13 protein-coding genes and 1 pseudogene are annotated in these 15,679 nt (G+C 68.7%); 8 read left to right on the top strand and 6 right to left on the bottom strand.

Going from position 1 to position 15,679, the window contains the following annotated elements; translation table 11 throughout:
- Entirely contained in the window at window positions 1–150 is a 150-nt protein-coding gene (locus E4J16_RS15000; RefSeq protein WP_168709421.1) for a PDDEXK family nuclease, read from the bottom strand.
- A gap of 1,505 nt (window positions 151–1,655) precedes the next feature.
- Here E4J16_RS15000 and E4J16_RS00545 point away from each other — a divergent pair.
- Window positions 1,656–2,366, top strand: a complete 711-nt coding sequence (locus tag E4J16_RS00545) for a type IV toxin-antitoxin system AbiEi family antitoxin domain-containing protein (protein ID WP_136312941.1) — start codon at window positions 1,656–1,658, stop codon at window positions 2,364–2,366.
- A gap of 58 nt (window positions 2,367–2,424) precedes the next feature.
- On the opposite strand, the gene E4J16_RS00540 is transcribed toward E4J16_RS00545, so the two are convergent.
- Window positions 2,425–3,834 (bottom strand): family 4 glycosyl hydrolase, encoded by a 1,410-nt coding sequence (locus E4J16_RS00540; RefSeq protein WP_136194300.1) that lies wholly within the window; start codon window positions 3,832–3,834, stop codon window positions 2,425–2,427.
- A complete protein-coding gene (locus tag E4J16_RS00535; RefSeq protein WP_136194299.1) occupies window positions 3,831–4,580 on the bottom strand; it encodes a DeoR/GlpR family DNA-binding transcription regulator in 750 nt (249 codons plus the stop codon). The genes E4J16_RS00540 and E4J16_RS00535 overlap by 4 nt, the downstream gene beginning before the upstream one ends.
- Before the next feature lie 112 nt (window positions 4,581–4,692).
- Here E4J16_RS00535 and E4J16_RS16125 point away from each other — a divergent pair.
- The 6 genes and pseudogenes from E4J16_RS16125 to E4J16_RS15885 all read left to right on the top strand — a co-directional run.
- Window positions 4,693–5,061, top strand: a pseudogene (locus tag E4J16_RS16125) (carbohydrate kinase family protein); the annotation flags it as partial.
- Window positions 5,040–5,690: a carbohydrate kinase family protein gene (locus E4J16_RS16120; protein WP_420809332.1), complete on the top strand. Its 651-nt coding sequence runs from the start codon at window positions 5,040–5,042 to the stop codon at window positions 5,688–5,690. The pseudogene E4J16_RS16125 and the gene E4J16_RS16120, both read left to right, overlap by 22 nt.
- A 62-nt stretch (window positions 5,691–5,752) precedes the next feature.
- Window positions 5,753–7,153: an ABC transporter substrate-binding protein gene (locus E4J16_RS00520; protein ID WP_240038194.1), complete on the top strand. Its 1,401-nt coding sequence runs from the start codon at window positions 5,753–5,755 to the stop codon at window positions 7,151–7,153.
- Window positions 7,154–7,267: 114 nt separating this feature from the next.
- Window positions 7,268–8,215, top strand: coding sequence for a carbohydrate ABC transporter permease (locus E4J16_RS00515; protein ID WP_136194297.1), 948 nt, complete (start codon window positions 7,268–7,270; stop codon window positions 8,213–8,215).
- Window positions 8,215–9,024, top strand: coding sequence for a carbohydrate ABC transporter permease (locus tag E4J16_RS00510; protein ID WP_136194296.1), 810 nt, complete (start codon window positions 8,215–8,217; stop codon window positions 9,022–9,024). Before E4J16_RS00515 ends, E4J16_RS00510 begins: the two co-directional genes overlap by 1 nt.
- A 79-nt stretch (window positions 9,025–9,103) precedes the next feature.
- Window positions 9,104–10,321 carry a Gfo/Idh/MocA family protein gene (locus tag E4J16_RS15885; RefSeq protein ID WP_204519892.1) on the top strand — a complete coding sequence of 406 codons (1,218 nt, stop codon included), beginning with the start codon at window positions 9,104–9,106 and terminating at the stop codon, window positions 10,319–10,321.
- Window positions 10,322–10,450: 129 nt separating this feature from the next.
- On the opposite strand, the gene E4J16_RS00500 is transcribed toward E4J16_RS15885, so the two are convergent.
- Both E4J16_RS00500 and E4J16_RS00495 read right to left on the bottom strand, forming a co-directional pair.
- Complete coding sequence (locus E4J16_RS00500) at window positions 10,451–11,899, bottom strand: ATP-binding protein (protein ID WP_136312939.1); 1,449 nt, start codon at window positions 11,897–11,899, stop codon at window positions 10,451–10,453.
- 79 nt (window positions 11,900–11,978) lie between these two features.
- A complete protein-coding gene (locus E4J16_RS00495; protein ID WP_136312938.1) occupies window positions 11,979–12,386 on the bottom strand; it encodes a Rid family detoxifying hydrolase in 408 nt (135 codons plus the stop codon).
- A gap of 138 nt (window positions 12,387–12,524) precedes the next feature.
- On the opposite strand from E4J16_RS00495, the gene pgm reads away from it, so the two are divergent.
- On the top strand, window positions 12,525–14,204 hold the full coding sequence (gene pgm, locus E4J16_RS00490; RefSeq protein WP_136194291.1) for a phosphoglucomutase (alpha-D-glucose-1,6-bisphosphate-dependent): 1,680 nt from the start codon (window positions 12,525–12,527) through the stop codon (window positions 14,202–14,204).
- A gap of 540 nt (window positions 14,205–14,744) precedes the next feature.
- Here the strand turns inward: pgm and E4J16_RS00485 are convergent.
- Entirely contained in the window at window positions 14,745–15,608 is an 864-nt protein-coding gene (locus E4J16_RS00485) for a hypothetical protein (RefSeq protein WP_136312937.1), read from the bottom strand.
- Between the last annotated feature and the right edge of the window lie 71 nt (window positions 15,609–15,679).

The following is a 15,679-nucleotide window of genomic DNA, read 5'->3' as shown; positions in this document are numbered from 1 at the left end:
TCACTCGTCCCGGTCCGCCTCGAGCGCCCGGACGATGAGCCGCACGGCCTCCTCGGGCGGCACGTGCTCCCAGATACGCAGCCCCCGGGCGTGCAGCAGGTGCCGGATCGCGAGTTCCGGCCGCGTGTCCCGATGCGTGTTGGAGCGCATGGATCTGACCACCCCCGGCGAGGATGCCCAGGAGCCCCCGGCCCGCGCCGCTCGGGTGGGTCGCGAATGGAGGGCCTGGCGGTCGCAGAAGCGCAAGACTCGCGGACAGCGAAGTGCCGAGATTTCAAGGAAGGACTGGACAGCGTAAATCCAGTTGGAGGAGAGCCGCTCGGCGGCCGAAACGGTACTCGAGTACGTGAGTTCTGAGGGCCTCAACCTGACGGCGGATCAGGAAGCGGCCCTGAATGAGAAAAACACTGTCTCGCACCGCCGTACACGGACTACGTTTGGCGCAGGCTCCACCACGAGATTCAGGACGCTGCGCGCGTTTTTACGAGCGAGGTGACTATTATCATGCGGTCGACGAGGCCGTGAAGAGATACGTTGGGGCGACAGCGACGAAATCCGAGATTCCGCGAGATGACCCTTATCGCATGCTGTCCAAGTCCTTCGGGAAGGACGGGTCGATCTCGGTATTCTGGCTCTTCCGGTTTGAGGGTGTGGCGCTTCCGGCGTGGTGGCTTTGGTCCGGGTTGCGGTGTTCGCGGTGGTCGTGGTTGGGGTGGTGAGGTCGGTGTGGGCCTGGCGGGGACGTTCTCGGGGACGTTCTCGGGGGCGGATGAGGTCGATGTCGGGCTGGCGGGGTCGTGCTCGGTGGGTGCTGGTTTGCCGAGAACGTCCTCTTCATCCCCAAACCCTCCACGTTCGGGAGGGTTTCGGGCTTACGAGGACGTACTCGACCGGCGCAGGTCGTTGCCGGGCGCACAAGGACGTTTTCGGGCCGGCGGGGTCGTGTTCGGGCTGGCGAGGACGTCGTCGGCCCGGTGGGGGCGTCTTCGCCGCGGCCGGGCGGAGTGCTCGAGGACGCGGGTTGAACCTCCACGGCGCCGGCTCACCACGCCAGAACGCCAGGCCTGGCTGCCGACGGCTCCGGCGCCCGGGAGCGGGTTCGTCTGGAACGCCACTTCACCGTCTGCAACGCCACTTCGGGGTTAACAACGCTAGTTAACCGTCTGCTGAAGGCCTCTGGGGTATACAGCAGAGCGTTAAGTAGCGTTGTTAACGCCCAGCCAGCGCACCAGACACCCCACGCCACCCCATGCCATGTCCCAGGACATCGGCAGCACTCCTGCCGCCGCCCCAGACAACCACCACACCCCCAAACCGGAAGAGCCGGTATTCTCCCGACACATGAGGAACGGAGGATTCACCGAGCAGACCGCAGACAACGTCGACCGTGGCCAGCAGAATCTTTCACTCGGCGTTCTCAGCGCCTTCCGTAACACCATCGACCACGAGAGCAGGTGGAGTTGCTCAAGACGGGCTCCCTGACTTACAAGGATTGCCTCGACGCCTTGAGCATCCTGTCGTACCTGATGAGGCGTCTGGACGGCGCGGAACGCCGCCCTGCGACAAAGGACTGATCCATTACACGCATCCTGCCGCCTCGGGCGGCGCACTGCGTTTGCTACACTGTTGATGTAGCAAACGCAGCAGGAGGTTGCATGAGAACCGCGGATGCGCTCCGCACACTGTCCTCTGCCGCCGGTTCGCAACGTGGCTTGATCACCACGGCCCAGGCAGCGCGGGTCGGCATCGACCGAACAACACTCACCCGCCTGGCCACCTCGGAAGCGCTGACGCGTGTTCGCCACGGCGTGTACGCGCTGCCCGGCTCGGATCACGATCCCCATCAGGATCTTCGCGCCGCCTGGCTCGGCACTGATCCCAAGCGCTTCGCGGACGAACGCGCCCACGACCCGAGCAGTCCCGCCGTGTCCCACGCGTCCGCGGCGGCCCTGCACGGCATCGGCGAAGTCATACCGGCACGGCATACTTTCACGGCTCCCACGCGAAAGCAGACTCGTCAGTCCGACATCTGCTACCGACGAGCTCGGCTCGACGATAGCGCCATCACGGTCATCGACGGAATCTCTATCACCACCATCCCGCGCACCATCGCCGATCTGGCCGCCGAACACACCGACATGGAGTATCTCGCCGCAGTCGTCAGAGACGCCACAGGTGCCCCACAAGCCGACCTCGGAGACATTGCCGTAGCACTGAATCCCCATGCACCTGCCTACGGACACACCACCGGTGCCGATTTAGTCCAAGCACTCCTAGAGATTGCAGGCCCACCAGCGGCAGCACTTCAGATACTCCAATACGCGCCTTCAGCACTGGTCTCACGTGTAGTACCGGAGAGAACATAGCTCGCCTTCTGACCGCGCTCGTCGACGGGACGAGGACGCATAGGAGATTCCGCTGCCCTCACCGCCCAAACGTCCGGGCCACCAGCGGGTTGCACTCCAGATAGCCGTCGAGCACGCGGCGCGCAACGTTTACGGAGTCGATGAGCGGATGACCGGCCAGCGCCCGCCACGCCAGGGTCTCGTCCCCGCTGAGCGCGGCGTCGATGACCAGCTCCTCGCAGCCCTTGACCGTGGCCACCAGCCCGAGCTCGGCGCCCGCGAGCGCCCCCACCCGCTGCGGGTGCACGCCGTAGCCGTCGACGACGCACGGCACCTCCACCACGGCGTCCTCGCGCAGCTGGGGCACCAGCAGGCCGCCGCCGGCGGAGCACGCGTCGGCGTTGCCGACGTCGAGGATCATGCGGGCGGGCACGCCGGTGTGCACGGCGGTCATCAGGTCGAGGGCCACCTGCTGGTAGCCGCCGCCGGCGATGTCCTCCGCGCGGCGCCCGGCCCGGTCGGCGGCGTCGCGGGACTCGGCCATGTACGTGGCCTCACGCTCGGCGTGCGCGCGCCGCCACAGCTCCCCCGCTCGCTGCGGATCGGCGGCGACGGCGTCGTAGAACTCCCCCTGCCTCCGCTCCAGGAACTGGCCGCGGGTCTCCGCCTCGGCGCGGATGCGCTCCAGCGACTCCCGGCCCAGGTAGTAGTAGAAGAGGTACTCATTGGGCAGCATCCCGAGCGCGCGCACCCAGTCGAAGCCGATGACGCGCGCCTCCTCCAGGTGGTCGAGCCCGGCGTCGTCGGCCAGCAGGCCGGGCAGTCGGTCCTGGCCGTCGACGACGAGGCTGCGCAGCCAACCCAGGTGGTTCAGGCCCACATAGTCGAAGTCGAGCCCCGCCCCCGGCCCGACCCGGGACGCGCGCGCGGCATCCTCGCCGACCGCCGTCGTTGCCCGCCACACCAGCCCGATGGGGGTGTCGCAGATGCCGACGACGCGCCCGCCGAGCACCGTGCGCATGGCCTGGGTGATGATGCCGGCGGGGTTGGTGAAGTTGATGACCCAGGCCTCGGGGGCCAGGTCGCGGACCGTGCGCGCCAGCTCCATGGCCGCCGGGATGGTGCGGAAGGCGTAGGCGTAGCCGCCGACCCCCACGGTCTCCTGCCCGAGCACGCCCTGCTCCAGGGCGACGAGCTCGTCCAGCACGCGCCCGTGGGTGCCGCCCTCTCGCATGGCGGAGAAGATGAAGTCGGCCCCCCGCACCGCCTCCTCCAGGTCTGTGGTGGATGTCAGCGCGGGTGCGTGCGGGAAGTCGAGGTCGGCCAGTACGGCGCGCATGGCGTGCAGGCGCCGCGGGGAGACGTCGTACAGGCACACCTCATCCACCACCAGCCCCGGGTGGGGGCCGGAGCCCGCCCGAGCGGCGGCGAGCACCTCGATCACCTGCGGCACGCGGAACCCGCCGCCACCGACGATGAGCAGTTTCATGCGAACAGCACCTCCGTAGCTGTGCCCGCCAGGTCCGGCAGCGGGGCCGTGCCGGGAGCGGCGGTGGTTATGACGACTTCGAGTTCCTTGATGGGGCACACCGGCAGTAGCCCCGAGCCGGGGAACTTGTCGGCCGTGGCCAGCAGGCAGGTGCGCTCGGCCGCGGCCCGAAGCGCGCGCTTGACCGGCACCTCGATGCCGGTGGAGTCCATGACCGTGCCGTCCGCCCGCACCCCGGAGGTGCCCATGAAGGCGATGTCGGCGCTGATCTGGGCCAGGGCGTTCTCGGTCAGCCCGCCCACCAGAGACAGGTAGGAGGGGCGCAGCACCCCGCCCAGCACGATGAGTTCCACGTGCCGGTCCTCCCGCAGCACGTCGACGACGGCGAGTGAGGCGGTCACGACGGTGACGTCCCGTCCCCGCAGGTGCCGGGCGACGGCGGCGCCCGTGGTGCCGATGTCGATGAGGACGACGTCCCGATCGCGCACGAGCCCGGCCGCCGCCGCACCGACGCGGTCCTTCTCCCCGGCCGCCCGGGCGGCGACGTGGGCGAAGGGCTGGGCGTCCGCCTCGATCGTGCCTCCGCCGCGCACTCGCTGGAGCCTGCCCTCGCGGCCCAGGGCGTTCAGGTCGCGGCGAATGGTGGAGGCGGAGACGTCGAGCGCGCGGGCGAGATCGGTGACCGAGACGCCGCCGCTCTCCTTCACCATCTCCACGATCGCCGAGCGGCGTTGCTGAGCCAACATGGGAGCAGTCTATCGCATTGGCATCAATTGTGCGCAAGATTGCGCAGCTTCACGCAACTTCACGTATAGTGGTGCACGTCGCAGCAATCTGTGCGTCTGACGAGGAGGTCACATGCCGCATCGCGCAACACCCGCCACCCCCGCTCGACCGGTCCTCGTCGTCGGCCCGACCTTCCTCGATGTCGTCATGAGCGGCCTGAGCCACGCCACCGCCCCCGGCGAGGAGCAGTGGGTCGAGGACTGCGCCCTCATGCCGGGCGGCGCCGCCAATCAGGCGGTCGCCCTGGCCCGCCTCGGTCTGCCGACGGGGCTGTGCACGTACCTGGGCGCGGACCCGGCGGGCCGCCTGGTGCGCGACATGCTGGAGTCCGAGGGGATCGGCCTGTCCGGCGCGCGAACCGCCCCGCGGCAGAGCGTAACCGTCTCCCTGGCCCTGGACGGCGACCGCGCCATGACCACCTGCGGGAGCGACGCCGCCCCGGGCCTGCCGGCGGGGGCTCCCGCGCCCGCCGCGCTCGTGGCGGGCCTGGGGGCCGTCCGCGCGGGCGGGGAGACGATCGCGCCCGCTGGCGCGCCGAGGCGACCCCGACCGCCGTCTTCGCCGACGCCGCCTGGGACCCGACCGGGCGCTGGAGCGCGGACGACCTCGCCCCGCTGGAGGTTGCGGATGTGTTCACCCCGAACGAGACCGAGGCGCTCCACTACACCCGGGCCGACAGCGCCGCCGAGGCGGCCCGGCTGCTGGCCGAGCGGGTGCCCGTCGTGGTGGTCACCCGCGGGCGCGACGGCGTGATCGCCTGCGCCGGCGGGGATCCCTTCGCGCTGCCGGCCCTGGAGGTGCCCGTGGTGGACACCACCGGCGCCGGGGACGCCTTCACCGCCGGGCTCGTGTGGGCCCGCCTGCACGGCCTGGGGCTGCGCGCGGCCGTCAGCCTGGCCTCCGCCACGGCCGCCGCCACCCTGGGGCGTCCGGGCGGTTCGCTCAACGCGCCCGCACTTGTCCAGGTGGCGGCGCTGGTCCGCGCCACGCCCCTGCCCGACGGGTTCGACGCCGAGTTCCTGGACCTGATCGGCGACGGAGCCATCCCCGACGCACCCACAAAGACCTGACAACGCCCGCCACAGCCGTAGCAACCGACACGACTCCAACCATCAAGCAAAGGAGAAGGCCAATGCGCCCCCGCACCACCCCATCAACGTCGATGGGTCGGACCTCAATCACCCGTCGTCGTCTCCTGATCGGATCCGGCGCACTCACCACCCTCGGGATCCTGACCGCCTGCGCCCCCGGAGGCGGCGGTTCCTCGACCGCCTCCGCCGACGCCGTCGAGGTGTCCACCGACATCTCGGGCCTGCCCGAGCAGACGCTCACCGTCTGGGACCAGGAGACCCGCGGCGGACAGAACGAGCAGATGGAGCGTCTCAACGCCGCGTTCATGGAGAAGTACCCGAACATCACCATCAACCGGGTCTCGCAGTCATTCGACGACCTGCAGACCACTCTGCGCCTGGCGCTAACGGGCGATGACGCTCCGGACGTGGTTCAAGCCAACAACGGCCGCAACACCATGGGGCAATTCGTCCCGGCGGGCCAGCTCATCAGCCTCGACCCCTGGATCAGCGCCTACGGCTGGGACCAGAGCTACAGTCCAGCAATCCTCTCCTACTCCTCCTACTCGGAGGACGGGAGCGTCTTCGGGGAGGGATCACTGTGGGGCCTGCCCCAGGTGGGTGAGGCCGTCGGCATCTACTACTCCCCCTCACGACTGCGGGCACTCGGGCTCGAACCGCCCACCACCTGGGAGGCCTTCGGCAAGCAGCTCCAGACGATCAAGGACGCCGGCCAGACCCCCCTCATGCTCGGCAACGTCGAGAAGTGGCCCGCCCTGCACGTCTTCGGTCCCGTCCAGGGGGCACACGTCCCCGCCGAGCAGATCCGCGACCTCGGCTTCGGGAATGCCGGGGCCTCATGGGTGACCGACGAGAACCTGGCCGCCGCCACCGAGCTGCAGGACTGGGCGAAGAAGGGCTACTTCAACGAGGGATTCAACGGCCTGGACTACGACACCGTCTGGCAGGACTTCGCCAAGGGCACCGGCATCTACCTGATGGCCGGCTCGTGGCTGGCCCCGGACCTGGCCGACGTCCTCGGCGACGACGTGGTCTTCATGCTGCCCCCGGCGTCGTCCGAGACCGGGAGGGTCGCCAGCACCGGTGGCACCGGGCTGCCCTTCGCCATCACTTCGGCGGCGAAGGAGCCGAATGCCGCCGCCGCGTACATAGACTTCATCACCAACGCCGACGCGATGCAGGTGCTGGCGGACACCGGCAACGTGCCCGTCAATGACACGGCCTCGTTCGCCACGGACACCACCAGTGTGACGAACGACGTCATGACCGCCTTCGACACGCTCACCACCACCGGTGACGTACTCCCGTACCTCGATTACGCAACTCCCACCTTCGACCAGGTCCTCGGGGACGCGCTCCAAGAGCTCCTCGACGGCAAGTCCACCCCTCAGGAATTCCTCGACGTACTGGAGGCCGCCTACACCGAGTTCACCGGGGACTGAGCCAACCCCCTGTTTCCGGCCACGGCGGTTCCGGACCGGACTCCGAGTCCGGTCCGGAACCGCCGGCGAACGGGAACCATGTCGGCATTCACCCATCTCTCACCAAGGCTGATCATGACCGCACCCATCATGCCCGGCACCGCCGCGACGCCGCAGTCACCCCACGCGGGCGACCCACGACCTCGGCGCCTTCTCAACAAGCGACAGGGACGCGCGGTGATCTCGGTGGTTCTGCTCGCCCTGCCACTACTCGTCTACGGCCTGTTCATGCTGTATCCCCTGGGACGAGTGCTCATGCTGTCCTTCTACCGGTGGGACGGCCTCGGCGTCGGGGAATGGGTCGGTGTGAACAACTATGTCAAGACCTTCTCCGACGACCGCCTGTTGGGGGCGTTCCTCCACGCGCTCATCCTGATCATCTTCTACGCCGTCATCCCGCTGGCCGTGGGCCTCGTACTGGCCACCCTGCTGACGCGCGCCCAGATGCGCGGACTGGGCTTCTTCCGCACGGTAGTCTTCCTGCCGCAGGTGATCGCGATGGTGGTCCTGGCCATCGCCTGGCGGCGCATCTACGCACCCGACGGCCTGCTCAACTCCCTTCTCCGGGGCATCGGGCTCGGCGCGCTGACCCGCACCTGGCTGGGCGATTTCTCGACGGCGCTCATCGCCGTCGGGCTCATCGGCACCTGGGTCAGCACCGGGCTAGTCACCGTGCTGCTCATGAGCGGAATCTCAAACATTCCCAAGGACTACTACGAGGCGGCCACCCTCGACGGCGCCGGCTGGTGGCGACGCTTCTGGCACATCACCATCCCAGGAGTCAGGGCAGAGATCCTCGTCTCGCTCACGCTCACCGTCATCGCCGCACTCAAGACCTTCGACCTCGTCTACGTCACCACCTCCGGCGGCCCCGGGACCTCCACCACCGTCCCCTCCTACGAGGTCTACAACCAGGCCTTCCGACTCGGTAGCGTGGGCACGGCCTCGTCGCTGGCGGTCATCCTGACCCTGGTCATCTTCGCCATCAACCTCACCATCAACCTCCTCGGGGAGCGCGACTGATGCGGGCCTCCACGACCGAGAAGGTCCTCAACTACGTCGTCCTCGTCGCCTTCGCCGCGCAGGCGCTGGTCCCGATCCTCTATGTGCTCGTGCTCGCACTTCAACCCGAGCGGATCGGGGACAACTCCTTCTGGCACCTGGAGAACTTCGCCACCGCCTGGGAGCAGGGCCACTTCTCCCAATACATGACCAATTCGGTCATCATCGCCGTGCTGGTGGTCTCCCTCGCGCTCGTGCTATCGCTCATGAGCGGCTACGTGCTCGGCATTCTTCGGCCGCGCGGCGGCGACATTCTCTTCTACGTCTTCCTGCTCGGCATCATGGTGCCCTCCGAGGCAATCGTCCTGCCGCTGTTCTTCGACCTGCGCGACGCCGGTCTGACGGATACGATCTGGGCGGTGGCGCTGCCACAGACAGCGCAGTCCCTGGCCTTCGGCACTTTCTGGATGCGCGCCTTCTTCCGCGGCGTCAACCCCGCCATTCTCGAGGCCGCACGCATTGACGGCGCCGGGGACCTGCGCATCCTGACCTCCATTCTGCTCCCGCTCGGCCGACCGGCGATCGTCACGCAGGTCGTGCTGACCTTCATGTGGACCTGGAACGACTTCCTGATCCCGCTGGTCATGTCCCCCTCCGGCAAGATGCGCACTGCACCGCTCGGCCTGGCCTTCTTCCAGGGGCAGTACACGCAGGGCTCCACCCTGCTAGCCGCCGGCGCGGTACTCGTCGCGCTGCCGATGGTCGTGCTCTACCTACTGCTGCAGAAGCAGTTCATCTCGGGCATGACGGAGGGCGCCGTCAAGGGATAAGCCCCGTTGCCCCTTCCTCGCCCCGGGTATAGCGTCGTTGCCGTCTCGGCGATGAAGTCTGCAGCCCGAGGAGACCGCCGTGAGCAGCGACGCCCACACCACCGACCAAGCCCCCACGCCGCCGCCGCGATACCCGCGCCACCCCGCCGCGCCCGAGCCGACCCGCCCCTACAGCGCCCCCATGCCCGACCAGAGCCCGGCCCCGCCGCCGGACGGGCCGGTGCGCTTCGGCGTCGTCGGCGCCGGCTGGCGGGCCCGCTTCTTCCTGCGCCTGGCCGCCATGGCCCCCGAGCGCCTGGAGTGCGTGGGCGCCCTGGCCCGCCGCGCCGAGTCGCGCCAGGCGCTCGCCGAGGAGTTCGGCGTCGTCACCACCGACTCCCTCGACGGCCTGCGAGCCCGCTCCCCCGAGCTGGTCGTGCCGTCGGTGGGCTGGGCCGCCATGCCGGACCTGGTTCGCGAACTGGTGGACCGTGGCATCCCGGTGCTGTCGGAGACCCCGCCCGCGCCAGACCCCGACTCGCTGCGCGCCCTGTGGCGCGACGTCGGCGCCTCCGGCCTGGTCCAGGTCGCCGAGCAGTACACCCGCATGCCCGGCCACGCCGCCCGCCTCGCGGCCATCCGCGCCGGCACCATCGGCACCCCCACCTGGGCGCAGGTCTCCTCCACGCACGGCTACCACGCCGTCTCGCTACTGCGGCACTTCCTGGCCGACGACGGCGCCCCGCTGGCCGGCCCCGTCACCGTCACCGCCCGCAGCTTCCCCGCCCCACTCCTCCAGCCCCTCGACCGCGCCGGCTGGAGCGCAGTGCCCGCGGTCGAGCCGGGCGAGACGGTGCTGGCCGCCCTCGCCTTCGACGGCGGCCGCACCGGCGTCTACGAGTTCACCTCCAACCAGTGGCACAACCCGCTGCTGTCCCGGCGAGTGCTCGTGCGCGGCACCCTGGGGGAGATCGTCGACGACGCCGTCACCCGCTGGGTGCCGGACGCGGGCCCCGTGACCAGCCGGATCGAGTACCGGCGCACTGGGTGCGACTTGAACCTCGAGGGCAACGACCTGGTCCACGCCGGCCTGGATGGGCGGGTCCTCTACCGCAACCGGTGGGTGGGAACGCGCATGAGCGAGGACGACCTCGCCGCCGCCACCATCCTTGCCGACACCGGCCGGTGGGCGCGCGGCGAGGGCCCGGCCCCCTACCCGCTGGCGCAGGCCTGCCAGGACCACCTGCTGTCATGCGCCATCGACGAGGCCGCCGCCTCCGGTCGGGACGTGACCACCGACATCGAGGACTGGGCCTGAGGTCGGCGCCCACTGACCAGGACTGCCCGCTACTGACAACTACTGTTAATTTCTTAACAGTAGTTGTCAGTAGCTTGTCAGTAGCAGGTGCCTGCGGGATCTACACCTTCGGCGGTACCCACCTGCTGGTCACGCCCCGGGGATGACCCACGTAGATCGCGGGTCGCGCGGCGACCTGCCAGTGCGCATCACCAATCCCTCGGCCTCCAGAGCCTTGAGACGCTTCAGCGCCGTTTGGCGGGTGACACCCATCGCGGCAGCAATGTCCGCAGTACCGAGCGGACCGGTGCCGCGCAGCAACGCCATGGCATCGAGCGCAGGCTGGCCAAGTCGGTCGGCAACCGTCGTCGAAATTCGCGAGGCGGCATCCAGACTCACTATTACGCTCGTCGACGTCTGCCGGTACACCGGGTCGCCGAGACCTGCCTGGCGCATCTGCCCCACCATGCGACGAATCCCCTCACCCAGTTCCTGAGCGAATCCCAGGTCCGAGCAGACGCGCGCGATACGCGGGTTACGCGCATATCTGGCGATCTCAAGCGGTCGGGACGGATCGACCAGACCGGGGAAACGGCCCGGCGAGGAGACCTCAATACGATGCGGGAAGATCGAGACCCGGATGTGGTCCCCAGCCATCGAGTACGAGCGGTGGATGACTGCGTTGACGATCGCCTCCATCCACGCCTCGCGAGGAATGACATCCACCGGACCGAATTTGCCATCTACGCCGAGTGCACGACGGCGCGGAGCCCACTCCTCGACCAAGGAGAATGCGGCCTCAATCATCTCCGGGATCGTTCCCTCCAGGCGGCGATCACCGTCGGCAACCATTGTCTGGCGTGATCCCACACCGGTCTCATCGGCCTGGTATCGCAGCACGCGCACGAGTGCCTGCGGGAGGAATCGCTGCGGGTGCACCCCCACCAGGAGCAGTCCGGCAACCGTCAATCGATCATCGGGGGTTACCAGAGAGCGTGCGCGCAGTACGTGCAGGTCATCCCCTACCGCGCCAATAGCCTCCCGCAGCGCATCTACACGAGCCGAGTCCACACCCTCGCGGCCGACTGGAGCGGGCTGCGCCTCATAGGCATCGGCCTCACGGTCGTAGACGAGTTCCTGCCAGGCAGTCCGACTCAGCGTGATGGTCGAGTCACCCGCCCGTATGAAGGCCTCCTCGTCGGTGCGCTGATGGGCGTGACGACTCGGCTCCACCAGAAACACCAGGACATGGTCCTGCGTGCGGTCGGAGCGTTCGACCGGCATCTCCTCCACTCTGAGTACGAGCGGCGGATCGATGAGATCAACCGGGACCCGGCGCAGTCGGTTGACCTTGCGGGTCTCGCCGTCAATGCCTTCAATTCGTCCCTCGCTGACCCCCACAGCCACCATGCCGCCCTCAGCATTGGCCATCCCGATCAGTGCGGCGGCGAGCCGCTTGGCGTCGACGCGAACCGACTTGCGCTCGAACCACTGGTTCTCCGGCGCGCCAACGAGCATCACCCCGCGCTGTCGCGGATCTGCCGCTACCAGTGACTCGAAGTCGATCCTGCTTGGAGGTTCTCTACCGATCACATCCATGCGTCTACTGTAAAGAAATTAGCAGTAGTTGTCAGTAGCTTGTCAGTAGCAGGCGCCGCGGCGGCGTCGGCGACACCTCTCATGGGCGCACCGCGACGGCCTCGATCTCCACGCCCGCGCCGAGCGGCAGCGCCGCCACCTGGAAGGCCGCCCGGGCGGGCAGCACCGCGCCGGTGAAGAAGCGCGCATAGATCTCATTGACGGCGGCGAAGTCGGCGATGTCGGCCAACAGCACCGTGGTCTTGACGACGTGCTCGTACCCCAGGCCGGCGGCCTTAAGGATCGCACCGATATTGGCCAGCACCCGCTCGGCCTGGGCCGCGATATCGCCGTCGACCAGCTTTCCGGTGGCCGGGTCGAGCGGCACCTGCCCGGAGATGTAGACGGTGGCGCCGCTGCCCACGCCGGTGGACACGGCCTGGGAGTACGGGCCGACGGCGGCCGGGGCGCTGGTGGTGGCGATGGCGGTCTGTGCAGCGGTCGACATGGCGGCATCCTAAGCACGCGGCCGCCGCCGCGCGTCACCCGGCGTCATCTGGGGACGCTGCGTCGCATCGCCAAAACCAATACGTCCGATCTCCGGGATTCCCAGGACACGCTCCGTGGTCCGTGACACACTGCACCCATGCACGAACGCGCAGGACTTCCCGCCCAACCAGAGGACCTCATTGACGTCGATGAGGTCGTCAACGCCTACTACGAACTCGTCCCTGACCCCGCGATCCCGGCGCAGAAGGTCGTCTTCGGCACCTCCGGACACCGCGGCTCGTCTCTGGACACCGCCTTCAACGAGGCCCACATCGTTGCCACCACGGCGGCGATTGTCGAGTACCGCCGCTCCCAGGGCACCGACGGCGTGCTCTACATCGGCCGTGACACCCACGCCCTATCAGAGCCCGCCTGGCGCACCGCCATTGAGGTGCTGGCGGGCGCGGGCGTCACCACCGCCGTCGACGCCCGCGGCTCCTACACGCCCACGCCCGCCGTCTCCCACTCGATCCTGCTGGCCAACGGCGCCGGCACCGAGTCCGGCGTGCGCACCACCGGACCCGGCCTGGCCGACGGCATCGTGGTAACCCCCTCGCACAACCCGCCCCGCGACGGCGGCTTCAAGTACAACCCCCCGCACGGCGGCCCCGCCGACTCCGACGCCACCAGCTGGATCGCCGCCCGCGCCAACGAGCTGCTGGCCGACGGCTGGCGGGACGTGCCGCGCGTGCCGATCGCCGAGGCCCTGGACGGCAACTACGTCATCAAGCACGACTACCTCGAGACCTATGTGTCAGACCTCGAGAACGTCATCGACATGGACGCCATCCGGGACGCCGGCGTGCGCATCGGCGCCGACCCGCTCGGCGGCGCCTCCGTGGACTACTGGGGCGCCATCGGGGAGCGCTACGGCCTGGACCTGACCGTGGTCAACCCGAAGGTCGACCCGGCCTGGTCCTTCATGACCCTGGACTGGGACGGCAAGATCCGCATGGACTGCTCCTCCCCCAACGCCATGGCGTCGCTGAGGAATGCCATGACCCCCGACGCCGAGGGCAACACCCCCTACGACGTCGCCACCGGTAACGACGCCGACTCCGACCGCCACGGCATCGTCACCCCCGACGGGCTGATGAACCCCAACCACTACCTGGCGGTCGCAATCGAGTACCTGTTCACCCACCGGCCCGGCTGGCCCGCGGACGCCGCGGTCGGTAAGACGCTGGTGTCCTCCAGCCTGATCGACCGGGTGGTGGCCGCCATGGGCCGCAAGCTGGTGGAGGTGCCGGTCGGCTTCAAGCACTTCGTGCCCGGCCTGCTGGACGGTTCCGTCGGCTTCGGCGGCGAGGAGAGCGCCGGCGCCTCCTTCCTGCGCAAGGACGGCACCGTGTGGAGCACGGACAAGGACGGCATCATCCTGGCCCTGCTGGCCAGCGAGATCATCGCCGTCACCGGCAAGACCCCCTCCCAGCTGCACGAGGAGCAGGTGGAGCGCTTCGGCGCCTCCGCCTATGCCCGCATCGACGCCGCTGCCACCAAGGAGGAGAAGGCCAAGCTGGCCGCCCTCTCGCCAGAGGACGTCACCGCCACCGAGCTGGCCGGGGAGCCGATCACCGACCGCCTGGTGCGCGCCCCCGGCAACGACGCCCCCATCGGCGGGCTCAAGGTCACCACCGAGAACGCCTGGTTCGCCGCGCGCCCCTCGGGCACGGAGGACGTGTACAAGATCTACGCCGAGTCCTTCAAGGGTGCCGAGCACCTGGCCCAGGTCCAGGAGGAGGCCAAGCAGGTCGTCTCCGCCGCACTCGGCGCCTGAGACCAGGCCGCCGCACGGTAGGCACAGCACCGCGCCACAACACAGCCGGGGTCCGGCGACGGGGGTCAGCCCCCGTCGCCGGACCCCGCATGTGCAGCAAGCAAGCTGGAGTGCAGTCCGCCCTCACTTTTGCAGTAGCCAGCCTCGCAGGTCACTCAGCCCCGCCCGCAGGCGACCTGCCAAAGGCTCTCACCGACTCCACCACGCTCACCATCCTGACCCCCGCCCGCAGGCGACCTGCCAGCCCAGCGAGACAACAATGTCCGGCAGTAGCGCCAAGGACGGCTGATGCCGCAAGCGGGCTGACGCCTTTCAACTCGGCCGCACCCACCCGGGCCGCACCAACAGCGGGCACACCACACCCCAATCCGCGCCAAGCAGCCGGCGCAGGGCGCGATCAGCTCTTACCTTCGGCTCTGACAGAGGCACGGCCGGCACCTCCACATCGCTCATGCACGCGCATTCTTCCACCGGATCACCCAAGGCATCCGGGCGACATGAGTCCCATACGGCTTCATTCCCCACAGACCCGGCCTGCGCTCAGCTCTCACGCCAACAGCCCAGGCGGCGGGCCACCGGCTCAACCAGCCCCACCGTCTGACGCGAGAGCACCTGGGCGCTGGTAAGCCTGAGCGGCACATAACCGCGCCGCAGCAGCGACTGGTCACGCCTATGGTCATTCTCCCAAGAGTCCCGGTCGCCGTGGTAGGCGTATCCGTCCGTCTCGATGACCAGGCGCCCCATCAGCAGGTCCACCTCGAAGCCGAGATCGGCAGCGACTTCCGGCTCCTGCCCGGCCTCCTGCAGGTCGTACCGAGCAATCGTCTCCAGGAGGGAACCAGCCCGAGGATCAGCCCGCCGCAGCAGCGACCGCAGGCGACCATTGCGCGGACCTGCCAACCTCGCTAACAGCATGGTCTCGTGAACCAGGCCAACCCTCAGCGCAGCGTCCAGCGCTATCAACGCATCGAGCTCGTCTGCACACCGCATAACCGTCAGCACAACGGATTCGGGATCGGCGATCGGCGGCTCCAGAGGGCCACGCGGCGCCAGCCCCTCGACCCGGTGGATGACGACCCGCCCCACTCCGGACGGGATATGACTGCGCCCGCGCCGAACCGCGACGTGAACCGCAGCCGGCTCCTCGCGGAGGGGAATCCCGTAGCGGGCAAGAGCGTGCCCGCAAGTCAGCAGCCCGCCGACGCGCCTGGCCACAACCTTCGCCCGGTCGGCCTGCGGGAGGGCGACGACCCCCTGGGGATAGGAACTGACCTTGCCTCCCTCCACTAATGCTGAGAGGGCACGCCAGTCGGAGCGGTCACGGCACAGACTCGCACGCCTCGCCGCGCCGCCGCAGCGGCCGAGGTCAACCAGGAGACGACCTTCTCTGTCAACACGATCCACAACCAAATACTGTCAAACAGCACAAACAATACTCAATAAGCAGTCACAGCCTGTGGAAAACCCGTTGACCC

It is taken from the genome of Actinomyces procaprae (assembly GCF_004798665.1).
In the GTDB taxonomy this organism is placed as follows: domain Bacteria; phylum Actinomycetota; class Actinomycetes; order Actinomycetales; family Actinomycetaceae; genus Actinomyces; species Actinomyces procaprae.
Note: the sequence above shows the minus strand (reverse complement) of the source record. Positions and strands in the feature narration are given on the sequence as shown.